The sequence below is a fragment of the Pedobacter sp. SYSU D00535 genome (genome assembly GCF_017355855.1).
Classification (GTDB): Bacteria; Bacteroidota; Bacteroidia; order Sphingobacteriales; family Sphingobacteriaceae; genus Desertivirga.
This window is the reverse complement of record NZ_JAFEWD010000002.1, coordinates 1-24,834: the sequence shown is the minus strand read 5'-3', so window position 1 is coordinate 24,834 and position 24,834 is coordinate 1. Positions and strand designations below refer to the sequence as shown.

23 protein-coding genes are annotated in these 24,834 nt (G+C 44.7%); 11 read left to right on the top strand and 12 right to left on the bottom strand.

The genetic code is table 11. From position 1 onward, the window contains the following. The first annotated feature begins 16 nt into the window (after positions 1–16). On the top strand, positions 17–2,227 hold the full coding sequence (locus tag J4N23_RS04450) for an ATP-binding protein (protein ID WP_207425825.1): 2,211 nt from the start codon (positions 17–19) through the stop codon (positions 2,225–2,227). Positions 2,228–2,486: 259 nt separating this feature from the next. Here J4N23_RS04450 and J4N23_RS04445 read toward each other — a convergent pair whose 3' ends face one another. From J4N23_RS04445 to J4N23_RS04430, 4 genes are all read right to left on the bottom strand, one after another. Continuing rightward, entirely contained in the window at positions 2,487–3,188 is a 702-nt protein-coding gene (locus J4N23_RS04445; RefSeq protein ID WP_207425824.1) for a dihydrodipicolinate reductase C-terminal domain-containing protein, read from the bottom strand. A 107-nt stretch (positions 3,189–3,295) separates the two neighbouring features. After that, a complete protein-coding gene (locus J4N23_RS04440) occupies positions 3,296–5,242 on the bottom strand; it encodes a KUP/HAK/KT family potassium transporter (RefSeq protein ID WP_207425823.1) in 1,947 nt (648 codons plus the stop codon). Positions 5,243–5,276: 34 nt separating this feature from the next. Then, the gene (gene tyrS / locus J4N23_RS04435) at positions 5,277–6,563 is read right to left on the bottom strand and encodes a tyrosine--tRNA ligase (protein WP_207425822.1); all 1,287 of its coding nucleotides are present in this window, start codon (positions 6,561–6,563) and stop codon (positions 5,277–5,279) included. A 522-nt stretch (positions 6,564–7,085) separates the two neighbouring features. Continuing rightward, positions 7,086–7,415 (bottom strand): GntR family transcriptional regulator, encoded by a 330-nt coding sequence (locus J4N23_RS04430; RefSeq protein WP_207425821.1) that lies wholly within the window; start codon positions 7,413–7,415, stop codon positions 7,086–7,088. Positions 7,416–7,682: 267 nt separating this feature from the next. Between J4N23_RS04430 and J4N23_RS04425 the strand changes: the two genes are divergently transcribed. The 4 genes from J4N23_RS04425 to J4N23_RS04410 all read left to right on the top strand — a co-directional run bounded on the left by J4N23_RS04425 (position 7,683) and on the right by J4N23_RS04410 (position 11,472). Then, complete coding sequence (locus J4N23_RS04425) at positions 7,683–8,198, top strand: GNAT family N-acetyltransferase (RefSeq protein WP_207425820.1); 516 nt, start codon at positions 7,683–7,685, stop codon at positions 8,196–8,198. A 369-nt stretch (positions 8,199–8,567) separates the two neighbouring features. After that, positions 8,568–8,960, top strand: a complete 393-nt coding sequence (locus J4N23_RS04420; RefSeq protein ID WP_207425819.1) for an SPW repeat protein — start codon at positions 8,568–8,570, stop codon at positions 8,958–8,960. An 83-nt stretch (positions 8,961–9,043) separates the two neighbouring features. After that, positions 9,044–10,168: an alpha/beta fold hydrolase gene (locus J4N23_RS04415; RefSeq protein WP_207425818.1), complete on the top strand. Its 1,125-nt coding sequence runs from the start codon at positions 9,044–9,046 to the stop codon at positions 10,166–10,168. Between the two features lie 377 nt (positions 10,169–10,545). Beyond that, complete coding sequence (locus J4N23_RS04410; RefSeq protein ID WP_207425817.1) at positions 10,546–11,472, top strand: GyrI-like domain-containing protein; 927 nt, start codon at positions 10,546–10,548, stop codon at positions 11,470–11,472. A 259-nt stretch (positions 11,473–11,731) separates the two neighbouring features. Here the strand turns inward: J4N23_RS04410 and J4N23_RS04405 are convergent, their stop codons facing one another. The 3 genes from J4N23_RS04405 to J4N23_RS04395 all read right to left on the bottom strand — a co-directional run bounded on the left by J4N23_RS04405 (position 11,732) and on the right by J4N23_RS04395 (position 15,193). Next, complete coding sequence (locus tag J4N23_RS04405; protein WP_207425816.1) at positions 11,732–12,178, bottom strand: GyrI-like domain-containing protein; 447 nt, start codon at positions 12,176–12,178, stop codon at positions 11,732–11,734. Positions 12,179–12,782: 604 nt separating this feature from the next. Then, positions 12,783–13,427, bottom strand: coding sequence for a DNA alkylation repair protein (locus J4N23_RS04400; protein WP_207425815.1), 645 nt, complete (start codon positions 13,425–13,427; stop codon positions 12,783–12,785). Positions 13,428–13,687: 260 nt separating this feature from the next. Next, positions 13,688–15,193: an MFS transporter gene (locus tag J4N23_RS04395; RefSeq protein WP_207425814.1), complete on the bottom strand. Its 1,506-nt coding sequence runs from the start codon at positions 15,191–15,193 to the stop codon at positions 13,688–13,690. Between the two features lie 772 nt (positions 15,194–15,965). Between J4N23_RS04395 and J4N23_RS04390 the strand changes: the two genes are divergently transcribed. The 3 genes from J4N23_RS04390 (at position 15,966) to J4N23_RS04380 (ending at position 18,268) form a co-directional block, all read left to right on the top strand. Continuing rightward, positions 15,966–17,312, top strand: a complete 1,347-nt coding sequence (locus J4N23_RS04390) for a hypothetical protein (RefSeq protein ID WP_207425813.1) — start codon at positions 15,966–15,968, stop codon at positions 17,310–17,312. A gap of 113 nt (positions 17,313–17,425) precedes the next feature. Beyond that, positions 17,426–17,749, top strand: coding sequence for a hypothetical protein (locus tag J4N23_RS04385; RefSeq protein ID WP_207425812.1), 324 nt, complete (start codon positions 17,426–17,428; stop codon positions 17,747–17,749). A 354-nt stretch (positions 17,750–18,103) separates the two neighbouring features. After that, positions 18,104–18,268, top strand: a complete 165-nt coding sequence (locus tag J4N23_RS04380; protein ID WP_207425811.1) for a hypothetical protein — start codon at positions 18,104–18,106, stop codon at positions 18,266–18,268. Between the two features lie 64 nt (positions 18,269–18,332). Here the strand turns inward: J4N23_RS04380 and J4N23_RS04375 are convergent, their stop codons facing one another. The 5 genes from J4N23_RS04375 to J4N23_RS04355 form a co-directional block, all read right to left on the bottom strand. Next, a complete protein-coding gene (locus J4N23_RS04375; protein WP_207425810.1) occupies positions 18,333–19,286 on the bottom strand; it encodes a hypothetical protein in 954 nt (317 codons plus the stop codon). Positions 19,287–19,718: 432 nt separating this feature from the next. Then, entirely contained in the window at positions 19,719–20,228 is a 510-nt protein-coding gene (locus tag J4N23_RS20925; RefSeq protein WP_242689117.1) for an AraC family transcriptional regulator, read from the bottom strand. A 417-nt stretch (positions 20,229–20,645) separates the two neighbouring features. Continuing rightward, positions 20,646–21,044, bottom strand: coding sequence for a rhodanese-like domain-containing protein (locus J4N23_RS04365; protein WP_207425809.1), 399 nt, complete (start codon positions 21,042–21,044; stop codon positions 20,646–20,648). 247 nt (positions 21,045–21,291) lie between these two features. Further along, positions 21,292–21,996, bottom strand: coding sequence for a cysteine hydrolase family protein (locus tag J4N23_RS04360; RefSeq protein ID WP_242689115.1), 705 nt, complete (start codon positions 21,994–21,996; stop codon positions 21,292–21,294). 197 nt (positions 21,997–22,193) lie between these two features. Further along, the gene (locus J4N23_RS04355; RefSeq protein ID WP_207425808.1) at positions 22,194–22,400 is read right to left on the bottom strand and encodes a DUF551 domain-containing protein; all 207 of its coding nucleotides are present in this window, start codon (positions 22,398–22,400) and stop codon (positions 22,194–22,196) included. A 179-nt stretch (positions 22,401–22,579) separates the two neighbouring features. On the opposite strand from J4N23_RS04355, the gene J4N23_RS04350 reads away from it, so the two are divergent. The 3 genes from J4N23_RS04350 to J4N23_RS04340 all read left to right on the top strand — a co-directional run bounded on the left by J4N23_RS04350 (position 22,580) and on the right by J4N23_RS04340 (position 24,016). Then, a complete protein-coding gene (locus J4N23_RS04350) occupies positions 22,580–22,921 on the top strand; it encodes a VOC family protein (protein ID WP_207425807.1) in 342 nt (113 codons plus the stop codon). Between the two features lie 260 nt (positions 22,922–23,181). Further along, positions 23,182–23,580 carry a hypothetical protein gene (locus J4N23_RS04345; RefSeq protein WP_207425806.1) on the top strand — a complete coding sequence of 133 codons (399 nt, stop codon included), beginning with the start codon at positions 23,182–23,184 and terminating at the stop codon, positions 23,578–23,580. Then, positions 23,567–24,016: a hypothetical protein gene (locus J4N23_RS04340; RefSeq protein ID WP_207425805.1), complete on the top strand. Its 450-nt coding sequence runs from the start codon at positions 23,567–23,569 to the stop codon at positions 24,014–24,016. Before J4N23_RS04345 ends, J4N23_RS04340 begins: the two co-directional genes overlap by 14 nt. Positions 24,017–24,834: the final 818 nt, after the last annotated feature.

Genomic DNA, 24,834 nt, shown 5'->3' with positions numbered 1-24,834 from the left:
ATTTTAAGTTTTTATAATGTCTAAGTTTCAAGCAGATCTAAGCAACTGCGACAGAGAACCAATACACATCCCTGGTTCTATCCAATCGTGGGGCTTTCTCGTGGTCGTCAAGGTCAGTACGAACATCATTCAGTACGTTAGTGCAAACATCCTGGACTACCTCAATATTACGGCGGGCTCAGTCCTTGGACAGCCCTTGTCTGCCTTTGAAGCGCAAATCTCCGGCAGGGAAAACAAGAATCCCCTGAGTGCCTTTGTAGAAGCTGCGAAAAGAAAACAGGAAGCCGAAGCCTACGAGGTCCAAATAGAAGAGACTTTCTTTGACCTGCTGATCCATACTTTCGGCCAGCATATTTACCTGGAATTTGAATCGAAGTCGCCTCTGTCCGGTCTGAATATCCACAATCAGATCGGCCGGCATGTAAGCAATATCTTAGCTACTAATAACCTGTCTGATATACTGGACCGGGCGGCGGTAATTATCAAGCAACTGATCGGCTACGACCGGGTTATGATCTACAAGTTCATGGAAGACGCGCACGGCAAAGTGGTAGCAGAAGCACGGAACGAAGAGCTTGATCCTTTTCTTGGCCTCCACTATCCTGCTTCGGATATTCCGGCGCAGGCTCGACAGCTTTACAAACTGAACAAAATGCGTTTGATTGCCGATGTAAATGCCCCCACCTCCAGCCTTTTGGCGATGACCGATGTGCCCCTTGACCTCAGTCATTCGGTGCTCCGGGCCGTTTCTCCCCTGCATATCCAGTATCTGAAGAATATGGAGGTCGCCTCCAGCTTTAGCGTCTCGCTGATGTGTAAGGGCGAGCTCTGGGGCCTCATCTCCTGTCATCACTACACTCCGAAATTCATCAATCATCGACTCCGGGAGGGCGCCCGGCTGTTAGGGCAAATCATCTCCTCTTCTATTGAATTTAAGGAGGAGGAAATGGTTAATGCCGAACAGAAAAAGCATAAGGCGGTGTTCGAGAAGATCATCTCGGAACTAAGAACGGGCACTGACATCAAAGATGCGGTGCTAAACCCGTCCGTGTCTTTTAAAGATATTGTCAAGGCAGAAGGTGTATTTATGCGCTACGAGGGACGCACCCTAAAAGACGGTCGCACCCCTAGCGAGGAACAGATTGAAAGCATCATACAATGGCTCTCCGAAACAAAAGAAGCTTCCGTATTTCAGACTAATAAGCTGGTTGATCTGCTACCCGCAGCAAAAGAATTCGCGGCAGTAGCAAGCGGAATACTCGCTTGTACCATCTCCCGCGAGCTCCGTGAATACATCATCTGGTTCAGACCCGAATATATGCAAAGCATTACCTGGGCTGGCAACCCTGAAAAACCGGTAGAACTTGACGAGAAAGGAGAACAACGCATCTCGCCGCGAAAGTCGTTCGAAAACTTCCGGACCATTGTAGAAAACACGGCAGAACGATGGAAAGCTTACGAACAACATCTGGCAGAACGTTTCAAAGAAGAATTATTGTACATCATCAATAAAAAAGCGAGCGAAATACGGGCTCTGAACGAAAAACTAAAGGAAGCTTATGATGAACTGGAGACCTTTAGCAGCACCATCTCCCACGACTTGAAAACCCCGCTCGCCGTTATCAAAAGTTATGCACAGCTGCTGGAGCGCAACAAAACGCTCGACGACCAAGGCAAACAGTTTGCGGCCCGTATCAGCGTGGGAATCCAGCGAATGAATACGCTGATTGCCGAAGTACTGGACTATTCAAAGATCGGCCGCGCGGAAATCAACTTTCAACCTATCGATATGGCCAGCCTTCTTTCGACGATAAAAAACGAAGTAGGCACGGCCTTCAACAATCCGAACCTGGTTTTCAGCATCGGAAATACCCCCCCGGTCTCAGGAGATCAAACAATGATCTACCAGGTATTTCTTAATCTCATCAGTAATGCCGTCAAATATTCCCATTTGTCCGTTCCTTCCATTGTTACTGTTGAGGGTTCCGAGAACGAATTTGAGGTGGTGTATAAGGTGGAGGATAACGGAATAGGCATTGACCCGAAACACTACAACAAAGTATTCGAACTGTTCAAGCGTGTGAACGTACAGAGCGACTACGAAGGTACGGGGGTGGGCCTGGCTATTGTCAAGCGTATTTTAGAAAAACACAAGGCAACTATCTGGATTGAGGGGCGCCCGGGCATAGGGTCTATCTTCTGGATCAAATTCAGAAAATTTGAATAACCCTGAGGAATAGTTGCTGTGTTTCGCTGACGGCATTAGATTGATGAAGGCTTATGCCTAAGCTTTAATATGGGCAAGCGCTATAATGGCCCAAGCGACCACTTCCGCCTTCTGTTTTAAGATTGTAAGGCTACAATCAACGAAACTAGCCTCTTATCCTACTAAAACCAATTTAGGTTAAGCCCTGTAGGTGGCATGTCACTAGCACAGAAATCTAAAAGCTGGCGAGGTTTTGAAATCTACAGCATGTTTTCATCAATCAAATCCACAACAGAATATCGTTTTTCCTCAAGGAATTGTTCAGAACTGCCCCGATTATTCTCCTAATACCCGAAACATACGAGTCATGTCCCAACACCTTTGTTTCAATGGATATCTGTTCACTTCCTTGGCCAACAATAATTTTATGATAGGCGTGTCTGTCTAAAAATTCTTTAGGGATACCGATCTGGTTTAATTGAACATCGCTGTTTCTTACTGATTCAATTTCCCCTAGGGGGACATTAAGCGCCTCTGCTATTTTATAGGCTGTGCCCGGAGCAGATGTTTTAGATTCCTGGTGAGACTCAATGATTCTTATCTTTTCAGTCGAAAAATAGGGTCCAGCCAGGCTTAACAGTTTGATAGTCTTAAGAAGTAAGATGGAGGTATTGGGACAAATAATAAGCGGAAAATCCGGGCTTAAATGTTCTGTTTTGAGCCCTGTTGAGAGTTCAATAAATACAGATTTAGTCCGACGGCAAAATTCAATTGCTTCATCCAGCTGCCTTCCCGAGCCTGCATGCACCAGAATAGCCCGAGCGCTGCCCTCTTTTTCGTTAAACAGCTCCCACTGAATAACATTGCAATTTTCCAAACTTAAATCTGAATTTATTATTGCCTGTGCAAGCTTGCCAGCTCCAACTACGACGATATCCATGGGATGTTTTTCTGCGAAGATGCAAAAAAGGTGGCTGTTCACAAGCAGCTCCGCTAGGTTTCCCTGTAGTTCTTTATCTCCCTATTTAAAAATTCTCTTTACGGTTCTACTGCCTTCAGTAAATGTGTCTTATGAAAATCTGAAGACACTTATGAATCAATCATCCTGGTTAAACTAACGTTTGGTCTCCGATTTACAGCCAGCGGAACTTTCTCTGTGTTGACAAAACTCATATCAAGGCCAAATCCTTTATCAATCGGCACACTAAATCGCCGAAGGAAATTATTAAAGCGCATCAAAAGCCTGTCCTTCAAACTAAAAACGGAATAATCAGAAATGTCCTTTTCCAACACTATAAATTTAAAATCTCCGGTAATTCCATATTTTTTCATCGTGGTATATCGACTTACAATATCTACTTCTTTTGCACTCACCAAATCTTCAACAGCTTTCCGGAATAACACGTTAATAGCCGGTGCAATACGAAATCCCAAACGAAAATCAATACGGATGATCTTTCCCTTTTCTATATGCGTTACCTTATATTCGGAGGTATACGGTTCTCCGGTCACTGATACATGCAGGAACCAATAAACGTCAGCCCGCTTGGGTTGCTTTTGAAGAATGGAATAAATAATAGACTGTTCAATCTCATTTTTAAAGTGCGAGTTGGTAAGATATACCAGCTGGGAAGCAAACTTGGGGATGGAATTATCCTCACTCAGGTCTTTTAAAATCTCTGCGTGTTTTTCAAGATCCACAAAGTTCACCTGGCTATTGCGGATTCTTCTTCCCTGATACCAGGTCCATGAAATTACAAACAGTAGGGATCCCAATAACACTGTAAACCATCCCCCATGGGTTATACGTGGAAGATTGCCCGCCAGGAAGGTAAGTTCCACTATGAAATAGACCACCGCAAAAAGGACAATCAAATAGAATGAAACGTGTCTCTTTTTTAGGAAAACGCATACTAAAATCGTGGTCATTAACATGGTGATCGTGATGGACAAACCATAAGCATGCTCCATATGCTCCGAGGTTTGGAATAAGGCGAGCACTGCGAGGCAACCAAGGAACAAGATCAGGTTAATGGACGGAACATAGATCTGTCCTTTTTGAAGAGAAGGATAGTTGATCTTTACTTTAGGCCAGAGGTTCAATCGAACGGCTTCACTGATTAGCGTGAACGAACCGGAAATCAAGGCCTGGCTGGCTATGATAGCTGCGAGTGTAGCGATAGCAATGCCATAAAATAAAAACCATTCAGGCATGATGCTATAAAACGGCACCTTACCATCCAGATAATGTCCCGTCTGACTTAAGAGCCACACGCCCTGTCCCCAATAGTTTAGCATCAAACACAATTTCACATACATCCAGCTGATCCGAATATTAGCGCGGCCGCAATGGCCAAGGTCTGAATAAAGCGCCTCTGCTCCGGTGGTACAAAGAAATACTCCCCCAACAATGGCAAAAGATTGGGGATGCTCGCTCAGAATGTGATAGGCGTACCAGGGATTAATACTCTTGATAATTTCCGGATGGGCGGCAATATGGACTGAACCCAACACCGCCAGCATGGTAAACCATACCCACATGACGGGGCCAAAGGCCTTTCCGATGAAATTGGTTCCAAACTGCTGAATAATAAAGATGGCCATTAGTATAGCCAAGACAATGGGAAGCGTGGAAATATCGGGATAGCGTATGGCTAATCCCTCTATTGCTGCAGAAACAGTAAAGGGCGGGGTAATGATGCCGTCGGCAAGTAACGCAGCACCTCCGATAGTTGCCGGAATGATCGTCCACTTCGCTTTATTTTTGACAAGCGAGTAGAGCGAAAAAATCCCCCCTTCGCCTTTGTTATCTGCCCTTAGCGTGATAATTACATATTTAATAGTCGTTAAGAGCGTGAGCGTCCAGAATACGCAGGAAAGACCGCCCAGAACTAGATCTTCTGTAATTAACCGGTCTCCGATGATTGACTTGAAAACATATAAAGGGGACGTGCCAATATCCCCATAAATAATGCCAAGGCTAATTAAAAGGCCGGCTCCCGAAAGTTTGTGTTCCTGATGCTTATGTTGTTCCATTTTGAAGCCAAAGAGCCTTCTTTGTATTTCTGTTTTACCTGTTAAAAACTAAAAGGAAGTATGTCTTCTTGCCCTTTTGCACTACCAGGAATCGATCCTTGATTAGCTTTTCACTTTTAATCACCATTTCCGGACTCTCTACTTTTTCTTTGTTTATCGATAATCCTCCGGCACTTATCAATTTTCTTAATTCGCTTCTGGAAGAAAAAACACTAGAATGTTCGGTGAGCAAAGGAACGACTTCCATCCCTGACTGCGAAATAGCCGCCTTCACCTCGAACTGTGGAAGTCCTTCAAATATGCTGATAATTTCATCTGCCTCCAGTTCATTCATAAAGTCAATAGTCCCATTTCCAAACAAAAACTCTGACGTTTTGATCGCCGTTTCCAAAGCGTGTTTACTATGTACCCGTTCTGTGATTTCGGCAGCTAAGGCTTTTTGAAGAACCCGCAAGTGGGGAGCTGCATCATGTTCGGCTTCCAGGGTTTCTATTTCAGCCCTTGATTTCACCGAAAAGACTTTAATCCAGTTCTTCGCATCCGAATCGGCTGTATTTAGCCAGAACTGGTAAAAGTTGTAGGGCGAGGTCCTTTTAGAATCTAGCCAAACCGCACCGCTTTCGGTTTTCCCAAACTTGGTGCCGTCTGCTTTCTTAATCAGCTGAGTAGTGAGTCCAAAAGCGGTTCCCTGAGCCTTTCTTCTTATGATTTCTGTACCGGTAACAATATTACCCCACTGGTCAGAACCACCCATCTGGATCTTAATATCCTTATTCTTCCATAGCCAGTAAAAATCGTATCCCTGTAATAGCTGGTATGAAAATTCGGTAAAAGACAAGCCGGAGGTTCCGTCCAATCGTTTTTTTACCGAATCTTTAGCCATCATGTAATTGACGGTGATTAATTTTCCGATATCCCTTATGAAATCCAGAAAAGTGAAGTCCTTGAACCAGTCGTAATTGTTTACCATCTCGGCGCTATTCTCGCCGCAATCGAAATCAAGAAACTTTTCCAATTGTCCCTTAATCCCGGCTACATTTTTTTGCAGGGTTTCCTCATCCAACAAGTTTCGCTCTTGACTTTTAAAACTTGGGTCGCCGATCATACCTGTGGCCCCACCAACCAGGGCGAAAGGCTTGTGTCCTGCGCGTTGAAAGTGGGTCAGGGTCATGATTTGTGTTAAGTGCCCAACGTGCAGGGATTCTGCAGTGGGGTCAAAACCGATATACCCGCTAACAATTTCTTTAGTTAATTCATCCTCCGTCCCGGGCATTATATCCTGAATCATTCCGCGCCAGCGTAGTTCCTCTATAAAATTCATTTTAATTTAAATATCATGTTATCAATTGAGCATCGTGATAGAGCAGTCATTCACAAGCAGACCTGAACCCATGGAGAGGCGTACTTATCCCGATTAACAGTATTAAAAGCTATTTATTAAAGTATCAGACTTTGACTGCAGAAGAGAGTACTACTTCCAGCGGGTATGAATAACACCAACCACCCTGATTTTGGGAAGAACAGGGCTCATATACCTAAGATCGATATGAGAAATGGGTGTTTTCATTGTGCCAGCAAAGGTAAGTTTTTTTGATAAGATCCCAACCCGGAAAAATTGGGCACCATGGGGGCTAAAGCGAAACAGCACGACCAGAAAAAGGACATTCCTTTCTCCGCAGCGTCTCCTTTACGGGACTTTACGGTTCTACTGCCTTCAGTAAGTATGTCCTGCCGCATCAATAGTTCTTTTGACAAGCATACGTTTTAAGAATCCTGAAAGATTGAGAACATCGAAGGAAGACGCAAAGTCCCTTCCTTCTGTGGCTTTTCCACACAGGAGACCCTACGAGGAAGGAAGCCCTGCAGATACCGGTCTGAATTTATTCTGCCCCCTCAGACCTGCAGCTGCTCTTCCTTTTAAATCATATCTTTCACTTACATAAAAATCCCCCTCAGTTCCTCGGTATAATTTACCCTGATCCTCCAGGCTACCATAAACCTCCAGAACAGCAGTTTTTGAGATTGAAAATGTAGCGGCAAGACTTCTGACCGAGGGCAAGCGTGAATGGGCTGGTAACCTCCCCAAATCTATCGCTCGCTCCAGTACATAAGCTAGCTGCAAGTGCACGGGTTGGAGAGAAATAACATTAAGTTTGAAATCGAATTGGTTCATGACGATGTCTGATAATTCGATTCAAACTTAGTAGTGAAATGCTAATTTGATTTGCACTATAAGTTATTTATTTGATCCAAACAGTCATTCTTGCCAAAAAACATCTGGAAGCATTCCGAAAAGATCGCTTTTTTTGAGGCGCCCGAGGATATTTCTCTGATTTCTTCTTGCAGCAATTCCGCATTTGACGTTTCTGCTTGTATTTTTACGGACCCGCATCAAGACATACAAATTAAAGCTTACAGGTTACACATCAACTAGACATTTATGGAATACGCGTTCAGGAAGGCAGTAATGGAAGAGCTGCAACCGATATGGGATATAATCCGCCAGGCTATTATTCGGAGAAAAGAGGATGGCAGCAATCAATGGCAGGATGGGTATCCCAATCCGGAGGTAATAAAAAAAGACATTGAAGCGGGAGCTGGATTTGTGCTGACTGAGGGGGATACTGTTATTGGTTATTGCACAGTGCTGGTGAATGACGAGCCAGCTTATGCCGAGATCGAAGGAACCTGGCTAACGAATGACGATTTTGTGGTGATTCACCGGGTAGCCATTTCAGAAAGCCACGTAGGAAAAGGCTTAGCAAAACGCATACTTGGGTTTGTGGAAGACTATGCTGTTAGCAATGAGATCTATAGCATCAAAGCAGATACGAATTTTGACAATATCGCCATGATGAAGACTTTTGAAAAACTGGACTATGTCTACTGCGGAGAAGTGTACTTCAGAGGCAGCCCGAGAAGGGCCTACGAGAAAGTATTGCAGAAGGCAGTTTAACAGGTGATGTAGTAAGGTTAGATAATACTTTGTCATCTCGAGGCAGGAGTGATCCTCTGGTAATCCTTGGGCATAGATTCCTCCTTTGTCAGAATGACTAGGAAAGTGCGCAATACCGATTCTAGACCCAGTACGAATAAGACACATCTTCGTCTACCTCCCCCTACTTTTTCATCTCGATACAGGAGAGATCTAAGCAGACGATGAAACCATCAAATTGATTTGTGGAAACAGGTACCAAGGCGATAGATACAGGTAAATCCCCATTGACTTTTCATACAAATCCTACTCATTCTCACTCTTATTTCTACACGTTCCATAACTGGCATGCCTATTGTCTACATAGGTGGAAATTAAATTTTTTTATCTATGAGATTCATAAGCAGAAAGTTCCACGCAGTATTAGATTATATGGCGGGGATCATACTAATTGCAGCTCCCTGGATTTTAGGGTTTGCAGATGTTGAAGCGGCTAAGTGGTCGGCAGTCATTGTAGGTGTATTAATTCTTGTGATGTCTTTCATCACAGATTACGAGGGCGGTGGAAAAAAGGTCCTTCCTATGTCGGGACACTTAACCATGGACGTCATTGCCGGTATCTTCCTCGCAGCATCTCCATGGTTACTCAACTTTGACGAACAAGTGTATCTGCCTCACCTGATTATGGGGATTCTGGAAATTGGTGCAGGATTGTTCACCGTTACTCAATCGGAACACTCCCATACCCATCATATAGACAGAGGAATAAGCACTTCCCACTAGTGATTTAAATGACAAAAAGCTTCCTGCCGGAGGCTTTTTGTTTTTGAAAGCAACAAAACGTTAAATAACCTCAACATCTTACTATGCCTTTACTATTGCTAGGATTATTAGCTGCCGATTTATTGTCTCTGGTCTTCCTCGGAGTGGACATTTTCCTCTGGCGGGAGTGGTACTTGAATCGCGACACATTGGATGACGAATACGCCCGCAAGTGCCTGATTGGAGCAGTTGCACTTTTGATCTATATCTTTCTTGGTGGCAAAAGCATCATTAAAGCCCTGTTTAGCAAAAAGAGACAGAATGAGGATGATCCACGACCGGAAAAGAGCCGGGAACAAGAGGAACTTAGACGCGCTGATGGTTCCCTCATTAATATAGAACATTATGGTATAAAGGGCCGACAGGCTATTGTATTTGTTCATGGCTGGAATTCGAACAGCATGCAATGGTATTATCAAAAAAAATACTTCGAAAAGGATTACCATCTGATTTTGATTGATCTGCCCGGCTTGGGGAAATCGCGGAGGCCTGATAATAAGGATTTCTCTTTGGAGAATTTTGCGTCGGTATTAAATGATGTGCTGGAAAAAACGAAACCAGTAAACCCTGTTTTATGGGGTCACAGTATTGGGGGAATGACGATTTTAACTTTCTGCAAGGTGTTCAGGCAAAAGTTAAACGGCATAAAAGGACTGGTTCTGCAACACACTACCTATACCAACCCTACTAAAACGGCTATTTTAAGCGGCCTTTTAGCCGCCATTCAAAACCCGGTTCTCAAACCAATCTGTTGGTTAATGATTGTGTTCTCCCCACTCGTTTGGCTGAGCAGATGGATGAGTTATGCCAACGGTAACATGCTTCTAATGACGCGATTCTTAACCTTTGCAGGAACTCAATCGCCATCTCAACTTGACTTTGCCAGCCTTCTATCGGCAATGGCGCCGCCTGCTGTAACGGCCAGAGGAGTGTTAGGTATGTTCAATTATGATGCTACTCCTGTACTAAGTGAGATCAATATCCCTGTGATGATCTTTGCGGCCAGCTCTGATCGCTTAACTAAAGCGGAAGCAAGTGAACAAATGAATGGCAGGATCCCTGGTAGCGAATTGATAATTCTAAAACCGGCCGGACACATGGGATTGATGGAGCGACACGAGGAGGTGAATAACGGGGTAGCAGAATTTATTCGCTCCCGCGGCGCATGATGAGCAGCGTGCTATTCCTCCCGTTTTTCTTTAAAAATTTAAGACTGGCCTTCTTTTAAATATGGCCGAGGAGTTCGAACCGATGAAGATTAGCCAGCACTTACTTTGTCATCTCGACGTAGGAGAGATCTACTAGCAATAGGTGAAATAGATTCCTCCTTCGTCGGAATGACAAGGAAGGTAAGCAATACCAACAACTCAACCAGAAGCCAACAATGACTATAACAGCCACTACTACAAGAATACCAAGCATAGCTTTTCCAATCATGCAGTGCTTGCTCCCCTTCTCCCATTGAAGAAACGTTAGGGATGAGGGGATAAAAAAACACTTGACCAGCATCTCAAAGATCCTAGTTTTGCTCGTCATTTAACAAATAATGAAGGAGCAGTCGCTTATAGAGTATCAAAAAAGGGTCAATGCAGCGATCGACTTTATGAGGCTTCATTTGGACAGACAGGTGTCACTGGAGGAATTGTCAGAAGTAGCTCAACTCTCAAAGTTTCATTTTTCACGGGTATTTAAAACCCTTCTCGGATGTTCGCCGGGAGAGTACAACCAGCGCCTGCGTTTGGGGCGGGCCCGCTATCAGTTGATCTTCCCCCGGGAGGTCTTTATAAATAGAATTGCCTACGACCTTGGCTTTTCAAGTACCTCCTCGTTCAGCAAAAGCTTTAAAAAAAGTACGCAGATGAGTCCCTCCGACTGGCGAATGATGTATTTAAATAAATATAGCAAGATTGGACACCATCAGCAGGCGGAGGACAAATACTTTCGTTCCGTATTACCAAAATCAAGTGATATGGAACAAAAAAATCTTTTCAACTGCCAGGTGAAAGAACTACGCGATCAGCACGTGGTATATCTTAGAAATCTATCTATACACGTACATGATGCGGCAGGATTCGAAACGATGTTCGAAACCTTATTCACCTGGGCGAAACCCAAAGAGCTTATCAATTTCCCAGAGACGAAGGCTCTGACGGTTTATCGGAGTATGCCCGATGAAGATGGACGGGTGCAGGCAGATGTCTGTTTGACAGTGCCGGGGCAGACCCGTGCTGAAGGCCCCATCGGGAAGACACTAATACCGGGAGGCAAATACGTTGTCCTGCACAAAGAAGGGACGATGGCTGAGTGCTTCCAGGCCTGGGATTATTTGTATAAGGAATGGCTGCCGGAGAGTGGCTACCAGCCAGACAGCCGCGGGGTATTCCTAAATCACCTGGACACTCCCAAAACGCATCCGAGGGGATTGTTCGTATTTGAGATGTGGGTGTCTATTCAGGCAGCAGTAAGGAGATAATTGCAGGACCCGCAGCTGACAGGTCGGGAGCTCAGGATTACGGACAAAGCCGAATCCTGAGCTTTTTTCACTTTGATCAATAAGACTAGTCTTCATTTGTCACCGCTTTCTTTGTCATCTCGAAGCAGGAGAGATCGACTAGTATTAGTAGGAAAGATTCCTCCTTCTTCGTCGGAAAGGCAAGGATCATAGGTAATACTAAACAACTCGAGCCGCAACGAAAATAATCGTAGCGAGAGGTTTGACCAGCAGCAGGTGTTTACTTTACCGAGATGAAAATATCGACTTCTGCATCCTTCCAATTCTGACTTCTTTCGTCATACACTTCAAAGTCAAACCCAAATTTTCGGTTTGTTGGCGAATTCCAAATCCGTTTCCAGGCCTCTGTTATACAAGCAGTCATCTGACCTTTTGCAGTTTCTTTCTGGTAGCTCTGCTCGGGAATTACTAGTTCATCGAGATTTTCGGGTTTTTCCGTGTTTTCTTCCACTTTACAGCCAATGAAATACGAAAAAAGCCCGTTCTCGTCATTTTCATAGTCATAGTAAACAGCATAAATTGCACCCGAAGTTTTATTCGGTATTAGTTCTGCAATCTTGTTTGCTTCGAAATACTGCCACAATTCGCCACAGTCTTTTCCTGATTGTCCGTGTTCGTTCTTTGTTTTGCCTTTTAATTTTAGTCCTATCAGTTTGAAACCTTTCATTGTGAAATTTGACTTTAAGTTTTTTCAAGTTCAGCGCTAATATTGTAAGGTTTTGCGGTTAAGCACTCATTATCACTTGAAACAAAGTTAATGTAGAGAAACTTTCGAGAACCAGCTTGCCGCCACCTGGCACCTCTCGAGCATCATGTAATTCAAAAATAACGATTCCCAATACATGAATAAAATTTGCAAAAAGAGAGTTAAGGACCTGATGATGAGTAATCCGCCGGAAGAGCACGGAGGCCAGTTTTTTCGCCAGTCGTGCAAGATATCCTCAAAACCAATACCAGTGCAGCTATTGCAAGATTGGGCAGCAGACGGATAAACTCGCGTAGCCAAAGGTTAAGCTTGGCGTTTATTAATTCATAGGCCTTATTAATGTCCATAGCTTGAATTAATAAAGGAAAGCAAATTAGGGTTTATGTTTTCTAATGAGGTGCCGTTTGAGTACAGCTCATAAGAGAACTATTCCTCCCTACTTCGGGTTCGCTTGATACGAATCAAGTCGATAGAACCCGAAAGGGAACAAATAGTAGAGAACGATTCTAACGAGCCCGGTGAATTGGAAAATGACCGTGGAGAGACACTACGACCAGAAGATGCCCTACTTCTTCAGCTTCGTCACTTGTATAGATATTAATTCAGGTAAATAATTGGGTGTACATCCTCTGGGTACTATTTCATCCCGGTACAAACCCGTCCGCTTACCAAGAGCAATACATCTGGCTCGGAGTTCGGGCTGAAAGATCCCAATTTGAGCGGCAGTAAAATTCATCGCCCATTGCACTTCCGGCTTCTCCCCTTCTATTCGTTCTTCGATCGCAGCAAGCAGTTCTTCACTGTTAGCAGGAGGTGTTTGCCCTACCCACCTCAAACGAGCCTGGTAGTACCAGAACGTTCGTCTCTGCAGTACAGAAGGGCTATTTTCCCAGGTTTCCATGAGCCCTATGGTTTTCTTGTCTTTGGAAAGTTGGTTCGCCAGCAGCCAATCCATTAGTTGAAGCCGCTCCTCCTCCCCGTGACACTGTATGTCCTGATCGAATTTATCGATCAGTTCCTGCGACAAGAGCTTTTTATCCATAATTAAAATGGCTAGTTGCCGGGGCAAGTACTCGCCGGTGGACCATAGTTCCATAGCCAGTTGATGGTCCTTTTTGATGTCTTTGGCGGTGGTTCGTAAGTCGCCCAATTTGGTGGCATTACGATTCAACTGCGCATATACGCTTTCAGCTTTGGGAGAGAGCTTCATAGTTCAGAATATAAGGTTATTCGAATCTAACACACATTAAAGGCTGTAAGTTGTGAGAATTTTTAAACCCCGCATCTGGTTCGTGTTTTCTCGACCATCGTCCCCCTTCAAATACTTCCCACGGGCGCCGGGGATGACGGCAGGCGGGCTTAGCAATGAGTTTATGAGGCTGGCAGCAGAAGCCACTGCCACACGGCGCTATTGTCAATCCGCCGGGCGCTATGTGAAAGCCGGCATCCATAAATCCGGCAACCGGGAAGCTAAGCCTCCGCCCCCTGGTTCTTATCGAAAATGGGTTGCTTCAGCATCTTTCTGACTCCCTGCGAGAGTACGCCGGGGCGATAATTGCTGATACCGCGAACGGCTGCATTATCCTTGATCCTTGAACGAACCTTCAGTCGCATATAGCCTACCACCCGCTCTTTCTGCACCTCGCCCTTTTCTTTGATGTCCTGTAGCAGACGCAGGGAGAACATGGCCAGCAGACCACCGATGATAAAGAAGAAATTCAGGCCCTTCAAACTGATGAGGTGAATCACCGTAAGCCCTTCGGCGCCCTGCCATTCGATGTTCCACTGCAGCTCGTGATGGGCGAAAAAATCGGCCAGCAGTCCACCCGCCAACGGCGCTACCGCACCGCAGAAAGAAACGATAATGTTTTTTACCGAGATATAAGTCATTGCATCTTCTCTCGGCGCCAGCTTCAAACCAATATTTCCGATGGCCAGGTTGATCCCCGCCGTAGAGATCCCGCTCAGGACATTGATCACTGCCAGCAGCACAATGCTGTATAATTTACCCGAAGGAAGCCCTGTAAAAGCCATCGCCATAATGCAGACGATATATACCGGAGCACAAATCCGTATGATGGTCTTATTGCTGTAACGATCCGTATAACGGCCCCACATCTTGATTGAAAAGATGCTGCTCAGCTGTCCCAGAATAACAAAGGCCATCACATAGGATAGAGAAAGACCGATTGTCTTCATCATGTAAACAGAGAAGAAAGGAATAGCCAGATCGAGGGCGAAACTCCAAAAGGAATTGAAGGCAATCAGTTTGCGAAAATTCTTATCCTTCAAAGGCTTCTGAAACGACTTAAACAGCTGTGTCCTCTCCAGCTTAGCCTTCGGTTCGGGTGCTTTGGATAATAGATAGACGCCCACCATGCCGACTCCCGCACCTAGCAGGAACATGACGAAATAGGCTATATTCAAATTCTGCGGATAGTGCGACTCGACGAAGTCGATAAAAAAAGCAACGAGCAGACTCGTCGAAACGCTCAGTATTTGCATCAGCTTGGTACGGTACGAAAAATACTGACCCAGGATCTTCTCGGGCACCAGATCCTTCATCCATGAATTCCAGCTGGCCGAGGCAAGTGAGCCAAACAAATAGTGCACCGTAAGCAGCACGATGATCACATTCACATCAACACTTTTTCCAAAGAGTAAGGGAAGACAACCTACCACGAGCAGGGCGATCCTCGCTACAAACGAAGTTAATACCGCTATGGCCCTCCGGTTATTGTATCGCTGCACCAACCAGATAGATAATAACTGGAAAACGTTAGTGAAAATAGGCAGCGAAGCCAGCAACCCGATCTGAAAATTACTTGCCCCCATATATATGGCCATAGAAACCAGGAAAGTTCCACCTGTCAGGTTAACCATGATCTCCCCTGCCAGACTTTCTTTAACGATGTAACGAAGTCCGCTTTGTGTCTGTGCCGCTGAAAGCTGTGCTGTTGGTGTTAAAAATTTCATAAAGTAGATTCCGGCGAAGCTTTGGCAAATCCGCCTTTCTTTTGTTTTTCAGGCACTGTTACGAAGTGAGATTTAAGATGTTACAACATTTATTTTTTTATTTGCAGGAAGCCTCTATAGTTCCCGGGCCTGCTCTAGGTATTGCTATTAGAGCTGCAAAAAAGTAGTCGCATAGGTTTGTAAAAATCGCCTGTCCTGATCTTATTATCTGCTCGCCTCCACCCGAGACAGGAAATGATCCAACAATGTGGTGTATAGGAAGGGCACAAACCAAAGGATCGATTTTCGAAGTCGATGCCTCCCCTTCCAGCACCTCGAATATATCTTAATCTATCTGCACCTTTTTCTAATCCCAAACGTTTAAGTACCATGAGTTGGAACAAGTTAGACAAGGCGTTGCCAGAATGTATGAAGGATGTGTTATTATTTGATAAGATTCAAGGACTAGCCATCGGCTACTACTATGCGCCGAAGAATTCTTTTATACGTGAATGCGATGGATATACGCTGACAGAAGTAATGCATTGGTCAGTATTGCCTGTGGAGCCTTAGGGTTAGGGCCTCTGCCTTGGTTCATGACCAGGGCGGACGAAGGCACTTTGTTTGTCTTACTTCTCGCTAAGACTAGATTCCGATACTGGTCTTAAATTCTTGCTATTACTTAGCCATCAACCATCATTCTCCACCTGCGTTCATATCTCCCCGAACCAACCACCATCCTATTTTTTTCCAGTGCGAAATTTCCTATGTTTACGGTGTAACCTTAACACCCATGAAACACCTTTTCCTCCTTATCACCTGCCTCCTGATCTTTACAGGCGTACAGGCGCAACTTCAACTCCATGAAGGAAGTTTTAAATCGGCCCTTACAGAAGCAGAAAAGCAAGATAAGCCGCTATGCGTCCTGATCATCCCTTCCGCAACGGCGAAAGTTCCAGAAGGCTACGTCGATTTGCGAAAAGACAAAAGCATAACGGTTGTTCTGAACCAGCGCTTCATCAACTTTATACCCGACTCCAAAGATTCGGCCTGGATCGCCTTCAATAGCAGGTTCCCTTTTGAGTGCTGCCCGCGACTGGTCTTCGTAGATAAAAACGGCGAGATTGCCGATCGTTTCTTTGTTCCTTTCAACAACCGCGAACGCATCCTGAGCCTGATCGAAAAAGCCAGCGGGCGACTGAACAGCAGCAAAACCCTTTCGTGGTACAACAAGAGCCACGAGGAGGGCAGGCGCGACACTACTTTCCTGAAAGAATACATCCGGGAACGGCAGCGGTTAGGCATCCAGCTTAATCATCGGCTGGCAGAAGAATACGCCGGGCAGCTTCCTCTGAGAAGTATCAATACGATCCCTGTCTCCGCTTTTTTACTTCATACCGGTCCCGTATACACCAGCCCCTTGTATAACCTGATCTATTCCAATAGAAGTATCGCCGACAGTGCCTGGATTAGCTTTCCGCTTAGGGAACGGTCTATCATCAACCGCAATATCATTTACAATACTCATGAGGAGGCCGTCAAACGAAAGAACCAGTTGTTGGCCGAAAAGATCGCCCAGTACCAGCGAAACATCCGGAAGAACGACTATAAAGAAGGCCAGGTGGCCTACGACCAGCAGATGCTGAGGTACTACCTGGCAGTGAAAGACACCGCCCGATTCCTGGGACATCTCCCCTACTTTATCGATCGCAACTTTTCCGGTGTCTCCGCTGATTCTACTAAAAAATACAAGACGGAGTTTCCGGAGATCCTTCGGGAACTGCGGGCAGAACGTAACGAGACACCGGCTTTATACGATGAAGAGACCAACCGGCTCTTTGCTCGTCGTGCCCAAGCCAATCGCATACTTCGTGCTCCCCTGGAACTCAACAATGCCGCCTGGCGTGTGTACTTGTTCTCGAAAGACAAAGCCTTACTGAGTAAAGCCCTGCTGTGGAGCCAACAGTCGCTGAAACTGGATCCAAAGCCCGAGTACTACGATACCCTGGCTCATATTCTGTACCGTCTGGAGCTCTACCATGAGGCCGAGCAAACGCAGCTGAAAGCTGTAAAACTGGCGAAGCCGGGCGCTACTCATTTCGCGAAAGCGCTGGATAAAATGAAAAAACGGGTCTTGTAGAAGAGAGGAATAGGTGGGGCGATAGCCAGCTTTTCTGATTCGATTGAACTTTGTTGTTCTTGCTGCGATCCTTACCTTTATACCGTCGACCCCGTTTTTTAATCTATCTAAGAATGAACATTATGACAATTGGTAAATGGTCTGTCCAACAAGGAGGAATCGTAAACAATGTGAACACGTTAAACAGGTTGTTCATCCCCAAATCCTCCATCAGTCAGCTGCAGCACCATGAGGAACCGGTATATACCTGGCTGCTGGAAGTGGCAAAAATCAAGCAGATGTCTGAACCTACCATCGAAACCTTCAACAAGGTATTCCTCTACTCTTTTGGAAAATATGACCTCCAGTTTGACGAACAGATCTATAACTCTTCACTGAAGAAGCAACAGGAGATAAGGAGCTTAAAAAGGATTGCGCGACTGAAAGAGCAAAGGTAGGTTGAGGTAAGGGGAATATAGGCTTTAACGGATTTTGTCTGATGCACTGCCCCTGCAGTGCCAGGGGGAGTACCTATTTACTGTCAGCGTAGGGTTCTTATTGTTCCTGTCGGCTTATGTATGGAGCCTAAAGAACCAAAGCGGCAGGAATAAGTTGGTTCGTGGCGACACGAACCAAGGCGAGGTTGACTAAAGATATGAAAAAAATGAATCAAGGATACAAATCTGGTACGTAGGATGGGAACAGACATTGACCAATATGACTCCCGTTCTTAACATTTCCTGAATGCCATTGGCGGTTGGCCGGATATGATTCTCGCTGCTTTCTATCACACTGGAACTAGCTTGAAAGTGATGAGCCACTCATCACATATCAACCGCAAGTCCTTAAATGGTAAGTATTTTAACCGCGAGTACATTGCCGAGTCATTCATCCACCTCCGCCTTCGGCACCTTCCCGAAAATCACGTTCGGGGCAGGCTCGCCAGCGGAGGACAGCGCTGCTCGACCATTTACTAAACCGAATACTCGTTTTTCAATCAACAACTCTCTTAGAAGACAAATACCTCAAAACAGCATATCCCTACCTACCCCTTTTAAAACTCACATCCCCTGTCGGCAAGACCGTTCGTTCTGCTACCTCCTGGTTCGGTCGCCTGGGTTCCGGCTTTTGCTTTTTGAGGTGTTCTTCCCGTAGCCCTGCGATGTTTTGCTTCATTTGGTTGCTTTCGCTGGAAAAAGGAATATTCCGGTAAGGTGTATCCGCTTGCCTGGCTGGTTTAACCGACTGGTCTGCCGATTGGTCTGATTCCTCCCGGGCTAACTGCCATGCTCCCAGCAGCTCTGCGGGGCTCCAAGCCGCTGAATTAACCGTCTCCAGGTCGCCCGACAACACCTCCTTATAGCCATGAACAGAGATACTTAATACCAGCAGGCGGCCTTCGGGCATCACTTCATCGAATACCAGCTCGCCGCCCTCAAACGGATGTTGGTCGTTGATCTTTATCTCCCGCTTTCCCACATAGCTAAACACTTCTTTGCGGAAATCGAAGGCCACCAGCAGCAGCCGGACGACGTATTGGTGGGCAAAGGGAGCTTTGATATCCGACATGCGGATAGCCGGCAGCTGAACCCTGACGCGGTTTTCCTCGTCCATTTCCGCTGTGGGCCGCTCTCGCAGCACCTTGTCAAGCGGTGAATTGGTATTAAACTGGAAACCTTTCAGGAAACTCAGGTCCGCATCATGGATGTCGCGCTCGCCCCTGGCTTTGGAGGAAGCATAGACGCTCCTTCTCACGGCCGAACTAAAGCGGTTAATCATTCCGCCATCATAGCCTCTATAAGCCCAGCTAAACGCTTCGCGGATCACTCTAGCGGTACTGCTGCAGAGACCAAATTCAAGACTTGCCTCTTTACTGGCAAGCGTTTGCCGCACTTCATGCGGTTTGAGTTGTACAACGTTCAGATCACGCCAGTTGCGGTAAACAATGTTGGAAACGGAGCCGTGGAGTACTCCTTTTTTGTCAATGACTGCCATTGGATAATTATTAGGTTATAGATGAATAAGGTTTTGTTGATCAAATATACTAACTAGTTAATTATCACACGAAACAAAGAGAATATTTTAACTATTACTTCTTGCTACCCGAGTTTGCCCTGATGGCCCCCCGACTTCTTTCGAACCCTCTTTATTGCGGGATAGCATCGGTATTGAGTCCACCTATTTATGCAATAAGGTGGACTCAATATGGATTAAATGCGGAAGTTTAGAGGGCTCATACAAAATCGGGGAGCCAGCGGGTAGGGATTTGGGCTCCATATCAGTGCTGCTTATTTTAACCTTTAGGTTGAATAGGAAAGAATAGCCGTTCACACATCCTAAGAGGGGATGTTGTAGTCTCTATTGGTGATTCTATTGCAGCTTTAAGAGCGTACAGATAGGTAAAAGTACCGGTCTTTCGAAAAGTATCTACTTGAAGGCTGACCGATGATCGGCCAGAAATTGCGAAGTAGTCTGATTTGTTTGGCTTTTGAAGAAACGCATGAGGTGGTTGGGTTCCGAAAAACCCAGTTCAAAAGCAATTTCGCTAAGGGTTTTATTGGAATAAATCAGCAGGTTTTGGATTTCAATAAGGAGACGTTGCTTTATGATATCAGTGGCCGTTTGGTTGAACTGCGTTTTGACGGCCTTGTTTAAAAAAATCCGGCTAATACCCAACATCTCTGCATAGTCGTTTACACGTTGCTTCTTCCGAATATGATTTTCAAGTAGTCTCTTGAATTGATAGGCGTAGTTATTTTCCGACTTGATTAAGGATAAGTTATTTCGATTCGCATACTGGCGATTAAGCGATTGGAGTAAGTAATACAGCAGTGCGCGAATAATGTGCACACTGTCGGGCTTTGTTTCGACCAGCTCTGTTTTTATTTCCGATAAGAGACCGCATGCCTTTAGCATCTCGGCTGTAGAAAGCGGCATAATCAGGGGGTATTCAAACTGATAAAAGTACAAGAGCCGGTAAGTAAAGAGTTTGTCTTCAAAAAACTCATTTAAAAAGTCTTCCTGGAATACTAATGTGGTGAATTCCAGGCATTCTGCATCCAGCGTCCATTTTCTATTCTGGAAGGTGGAGATAAAAACTACGGAGTTATCTGTAACAGGAATACTTTTTTGGTTTAGTACTAATGTACCCTTTGCTTTTTCAAAGAAAATGATCTCAAAATAATCTGTATTGTGAAAATCAGTAGCAATATAGCTGTCCTTTACCTGCTTGCTCGCTAATACGTTCAGCAGGAAATCTACGCCGCATTCAGTCTTATGGAATTTCAGGGTATTCGATACACTTGTTCATTAATCCTTAGCAAATAATACTTAACAAGTTTTGCCTTAGGACGTCTATCGCCTTTGATCCTTATTCTTAACCACTGGTTTACCTGCCTTTTCCCAGGCCTGTATACCTCCGCTGAGGTCTTTCACGTTATAAAATCCGTTGACACGCAGCCATTCGGACGCCTTTTCACTCCGGCTGCCTGAGCGGCAATACACAAAGAAGGCTTTGGTTTTCTCGAGTCCTGCTACCCTGGCCTTAAACTCCTCCTGGTTCTTCCAGTTTATATTAACCGAGTTTCGAAGGTGTCCTTCTGCATATTCTTCGGGCGTTCTTACATCGAGGATAATAGCGTTTTCTCGTTTAATACCTTTTCGGAATTCCTTCACATCCACAGCTTCTTTCTGTTGACTAAAGGCGCTGCCCGCAACAAGCAGTGTAAGAATATATACAAGAATATTTTTCATGTTGCAACTTAACATATTCCAGAATTATATTACTCTCCTACCAAACTGGTCTGTACTAATAGTGAGGAAATAGGGAAGCATTATTCTTAAACAGGAAACTCTGACTTTTTATTATCTAAATCAACCCTTCATGACCAGAACTTACCACAGAGGATGAAAATGATGTAAGGTTCCTTTTTGTCTTCATTAAAACATACAGAATTGACAAAAAAAGGGTGTCCTTTAACACCCTTTTTAATAGGGCCGATTAAGCAGAAAGATATTCTTCTGTATCTTGAATTTTCGCATAAAAGAAATCCAGTGCAGCTAGATTCGCATTATGTACATCTATTGCTTTGACTTTCTGATTCTTTATCTCCAGGTCTTTGCTTGCGCAGGCATCGCCTATAACGGTACAATTAAATCCGAAATCAAACGCAGCTCTGGTCGTAGCGTCAACGCACATATGCGTCATCATACCAAGGATCACCAGATCCGTAATATCATTTGATTTAAGATGCTCCAGTAAACCAGTATCCCGGAAACTATTCGGAAACTGTTTTACAAAAAGCTTTTCACCATCCTTCGGCTTTACGTTGTCGTGAATTTCAACCGCATTAGTACCCTCGATAAAGAAAGGAGCCCCAGCTGGCATGATGTGTTGTATATGAACGATGGGAAGGTTTTGCTCGCGGAAACGCTCAAGCACCTTTCTTGCGTTTTCGCTGGCAGGCACCGGATTTACAAGTTCCAGTGCGCCTTTTTCAAAATATTCGTTTTGAATGTCTATTAGAATTAATGCTTTTTTAGCCATCGTGATTTTCTTAATGTTATTTTGATGTTGCAAATTTAGCCCCATCGGCTCTGTCGCCGGGTACCAATAGTAGTTGAAATAGTACCATTTTGATAAGTACACGCCTCTCAGGGCTTCACCTATTATCTTAATTATATCTACTCCAACAGCAGATCCCATATGAAGTAATGGTCAATGTATAATCCAATTGTGTATTTCAACATGAATAAGCTAAATGCCTGCAAGCATTCACGATTGGAAGTTCTGGGCCATGATTTTAAGGGGCCATTGGGGTAGTACAGATGCGGAGCGCGACCAATGCAGCGCTTTTATCAGTGTTGGAACATCAGCAGTCGGGGCAGTCAGTAAACTGCATATCATCTACTACCCGGATCGGCAGGCAAGGGCATCCAATGCGTAATATGCTCGAGCTTTGCTCCGTCCACAGCCCGGACGAACCTACCGGTTTCTTCAAAAAAAAATCCAATCGATTGCCCTTCTTTTGCGTCAAATAGAAGAATATCTACCAGGTCATCAGGCGTTATCTCTGCTACCGGTATCCAATTCAAGTTTTCTGTAGCCATCTTTATAAAACAAGTCACTATTTCATCTGCTTCTGCTGATTCAAAATCAGGTACTAATACAGACGACAACGGGAAAACTACTTGTGGGTGAAGAGGTCCCGGCCTGCAACTGAAAGGGAGCTAAACTTAATTTTGACAGTCCTATAATTTTTAAGATACTTGGGTATTGCTAATTCTATATGAAGAACAATCATATCAACTACGTGGAGTTCAGAGCGGGCGACCTTCAGGAAATAAAGATTTTTTATAAAAAGGCCTTTGACTGGAACTTTATTGATTATGGTCCCAACTACATCGCTTTTTCTGAAAGCGGACTGGAGGGAGGTTTTGAACAGTCCGGCGAGCACGTGGTGAATGGAGCGCTGGTGATTTTATACCATGAGGACTTAATCCTGGTCAGAGACAAGATCCTTCAAGCCGGAGGTAGAATCTCAAAAGAAATCTTTGCCTTTCCGGGCGGCAGACGCTTTCATTTTTTGGACCCATCGGGAAATGAGTTGGCGGTATGGTCAGATAAATAGCGGAAGCCTAAAAACTGTTAACTAAAAAACAGCAATTGGGATTAGTAGGTTGGTTGAGCAGGGCGGTCCTCCGCTGGCGAGCCTTTCCCGAATGTAATTTCTGGAAAGGGGCCGATAGGCGGAGGTGGATCAATGAGTGAGCAGTTTGTCTTCCTTCTACCCAGAGTCACCTATGCGGATTTACCGCAAAGTCCCTAAACCCCAGGTCATTAGCATGCCTTGGAACTAAAACCTCACAACTTTAAAAAAGACAAAGTCAAATGAATATACCGATATTAATAGCCAACATCTTAACGTTTCTCGCTTTTGCGCTTCACACGTTTGTAGGAGACAAAGAGTTGAAAGTAAACGAACCGACAAACGAAACTGACGACAACTATCAGAAAAGGGAGAAATGGACCATGGCAAGAGGTGGCTGGCATCTGGTTTCGGTAGACTTACTGTTGGCGACGATCGGACTTGCACTGATTAATTTCTCAGACTACTTTGAAGATGAAAAAACGCTCCTGCAACTATTGGCAGTTTATTTTCTAGCTTATTCGATTGCCTGGGCTTTGACTATCGCCATTTCGAAAAAGTTTCCAAAGAATTATTTGAAACTTGGACAGTGGATTTTGCTATTAGTTATTAGCGGACTTATTTACTTTGGAACAAATTAAGGGAGGTATGCTAAAGCTTGGCGGTTACATAAACATACTCATTGCATTCGCACATATTTTAGGGCTATTTTGGGCCGATAAAATGTTTGAAGTAACAGGCATCGGAAAAGAAATGACAGAACTCGCTCAAACACATGCTTCATTACCTTATTTGCTAACAATCTTTGTTGCCATCGTTTTTTTCACTTTTGGACTGTACGGACTTTCAGCAGGCAAACATTTTAAACGATTACCATTCTTGAGACCGGTAATTTTTGTAATAGCTAGTATTTATTTAGTGCGCGGAATCGGAGAACTAATCTTTGACCTGGAAAAACAACAAGCAAACCAATTTCTGGAAATAACCTACTCGCTTATTGCTGTCTTTATTGGACTTTTATTTTTGATCGGTGGACTAAGGAAATGGACACCAAATCAGATGGATGAGGGGATATGAACAACCAAGCGAACGCTTGGCGGCTTATACTCGCTTCCTCGCAGAGTCTCCAGTGCAGCAGCCATAGCAATGGAAGGGACTCTTAGTCTTCCTCCGATGTTTGCTTCCTCGCAGAGTCTCCAATGCGTAAGCCATAGCAAAGGAAGGGACTCTGCGTCTTCCTTCTATGTTTCAAATCTTTCTCAGGATTCTTTGCTTCCTCGCAGAGTCTCCTCTGTGTAAGCCATAGCAAAGGAAGGGACGCTGCGTCTTCCTTGCTTCCTCGCAGAGTCTCCTGTGCAGCAGCCATAGCAAAGGAAGGGACTCTGCGTCTTTCTTCGATGTTTCAAATCTTAACTTGCTTCCTCGCAGAGTCACCTATTGTAAAAACGCATTGGTGGAACGTATTGAAGATTACGAACACAGCTCGGCCGCTTTTTATATGGGAACAGCTGCTTCCAAAGTGGCACTGACTTCTATTCTTCAATTACAAGATCTAGATTTAATGAGGGCAGTAGAACCGCAGAGTCCCTAAAGGAGACTCTGCGGAAAAAAGCAGTTACAAGAAAGAATAATACGCTCTTTCCTCGCTTCCTCGCAGAGTCTCCAATGCGTAAGCCATAGCAAAGGAAGGGACGCTGCGTCTTCCTTGCTTCCTCGCAGAGTCTCCTGTGCAGCAGCCATAGCAAAGGAAGGGACTCTGCGTCTTTCTTCGATGTTTCAAATCTTAACTTGCTTCCTCGCAGAGTCACCTATTGTAAAAACGCATTGGTGGAACGTATTGAAGATTACGAACACAGCTCGGCCGCTTTTTATATGGGAACAGCTGCTTCCAAAGT

Coding starts and splice junctions, on each gene's coding strand:
- J4N23_RS04375 (WP_207425810.1), bottom strand. CDS start 19,286: ATGGCAGTCATTGACAAAAAAGGAGTACTCCACGGCTCCGTTTCCAAC.
- J4N23_RS04345 (WP_207425806.1), top strand. CDS start 23,182: ATGAATATACCGATATTAATAGCCAACATCTTAACGTTTCTCGCTTTT.
- J4N23_RS04365 (WP_207425809.1), bottom strand. CDS start 21,044: ATGAAAAATATTCTTGTATATATTCTTACACTGCTTGTTGCGGGCAGC.
- J4N23_RS04440 (WP_207425823.1), bottom strand. CDS start 5,242: ATGGAACAACATAAGCATCAGGAACACAAACTTTCGGGAGCCGGCCTT.
- J4N23_RS04450 (WP_207425825.1), top strand. CDS start 17: ATGTCTAAGTTTCAAGCAGATCTAAGCAACTGCGACAGAGAACCAATA.
- tyrS (WP_207425822.1), bottom strand. CDS start 6,563: ATGAATTTTATAGAGGAACTACGCTGGCGCGGAATGATTCAGGATATA.
- J4N23_RS04405 (WP_207425816.1), bottom strand. CDS start 12,178: ATGAAAGGTTTCAAACTGATAGGACTAAAATTAAAAGGCAAAACAAAG.
- J4N23_RS04410 (WP_207425817.1), top strand. CDS start 10,546: ATGAAGGAGCAGTCGCTTATAGAGTATCAAAAAAGGGTCAATGCAGCG.
- J4N23_RS04380 (WP_207425811.1), top strand. CDS start 18,104: ATGAGCCACTCATCACATATCAACCGCAAGTCCTTAAATGGTAAGTAT.
- J4N23_RS04420 (WP_207425819.1), top strand. CDS start 8,568: ATGAGATTCATAAGCAGAAAGTTCCACGCAGTATTAGATTATATGGCG.
- J4N23_RS04360 (WP_242689115.1), bottom strand. CDS start 21,996: ATGGGATCTGCTGTTGGAGTAGATATAATTAAGATAATAGGTGAAGCC.
- J4N23_RS04390 (WP_207425813.1), top strand. CDS start 15,966: ATGAAACACCTTTTCCTCCTTATCACCTGCCTCCTGATCTTTACAGGC.
- J4N23_RS04385 (WP_207425812.1), top strand. CDS start 17,426: ATGAACATTATGACAATTGGTAAATGGTCTGTCCAACAAGGAGGAATC.
- J4N23_RS04415 (WP_207425818.1), top strand. CDS start 9,044: ATGCCTTTACTATTGCTAGGATTATTAGCTGCCGATTTATTGTCTCTG.
- J4N23_RS04395 (WP_207425814.1), bottom strand. CDS start 15,193: ATGAAATTTTTAACACCAACAGCACAGCTTTCAGCGGCACAGACACAA.
- J4N23_RS04355 (WP_207425808.1), bottom strand. CDS start 22,400: ATGGCTACAGAAAACTTGAATTGGATACCGGTAGCAGAGATAACGCCT.
- J4N23_RS04400 (WP_207425815.1), bottom strand. CDS start 13,427: ATGAAGCTCTCTCCCAAAGCTGAAAGCGTATATGCGCAGTTGAATCGT.
- J4N23_RS04430 (WP_207425821.1), bottom strand. CDS start 7,415: ATGAACCAATTCGATTTCAAACTTAATGTTATTTCTCTCCAACCCGTG.
- J4N23_RS20925 (WP_242689117.1), bottom strand. CDS start 20,228: ATGCCGCTTTCTACAGCCGAGATGCTAAAGGCATGCGGTCTCTTATCG.
- J4N23_RS04425 (WP_207425820.1), top strand. CDS start 7,683: ATGGAATACGCGTTCAGGAAGGCAGTAATGGAAGAGCTGCAACCGATA.
- J4N23_RS04350 (WP_207425807.1), top strand. CDS start 22,580: ATGAAGAACAATCATATCAACTACGTGGAGTTCAGAGCGGGCGACCTT.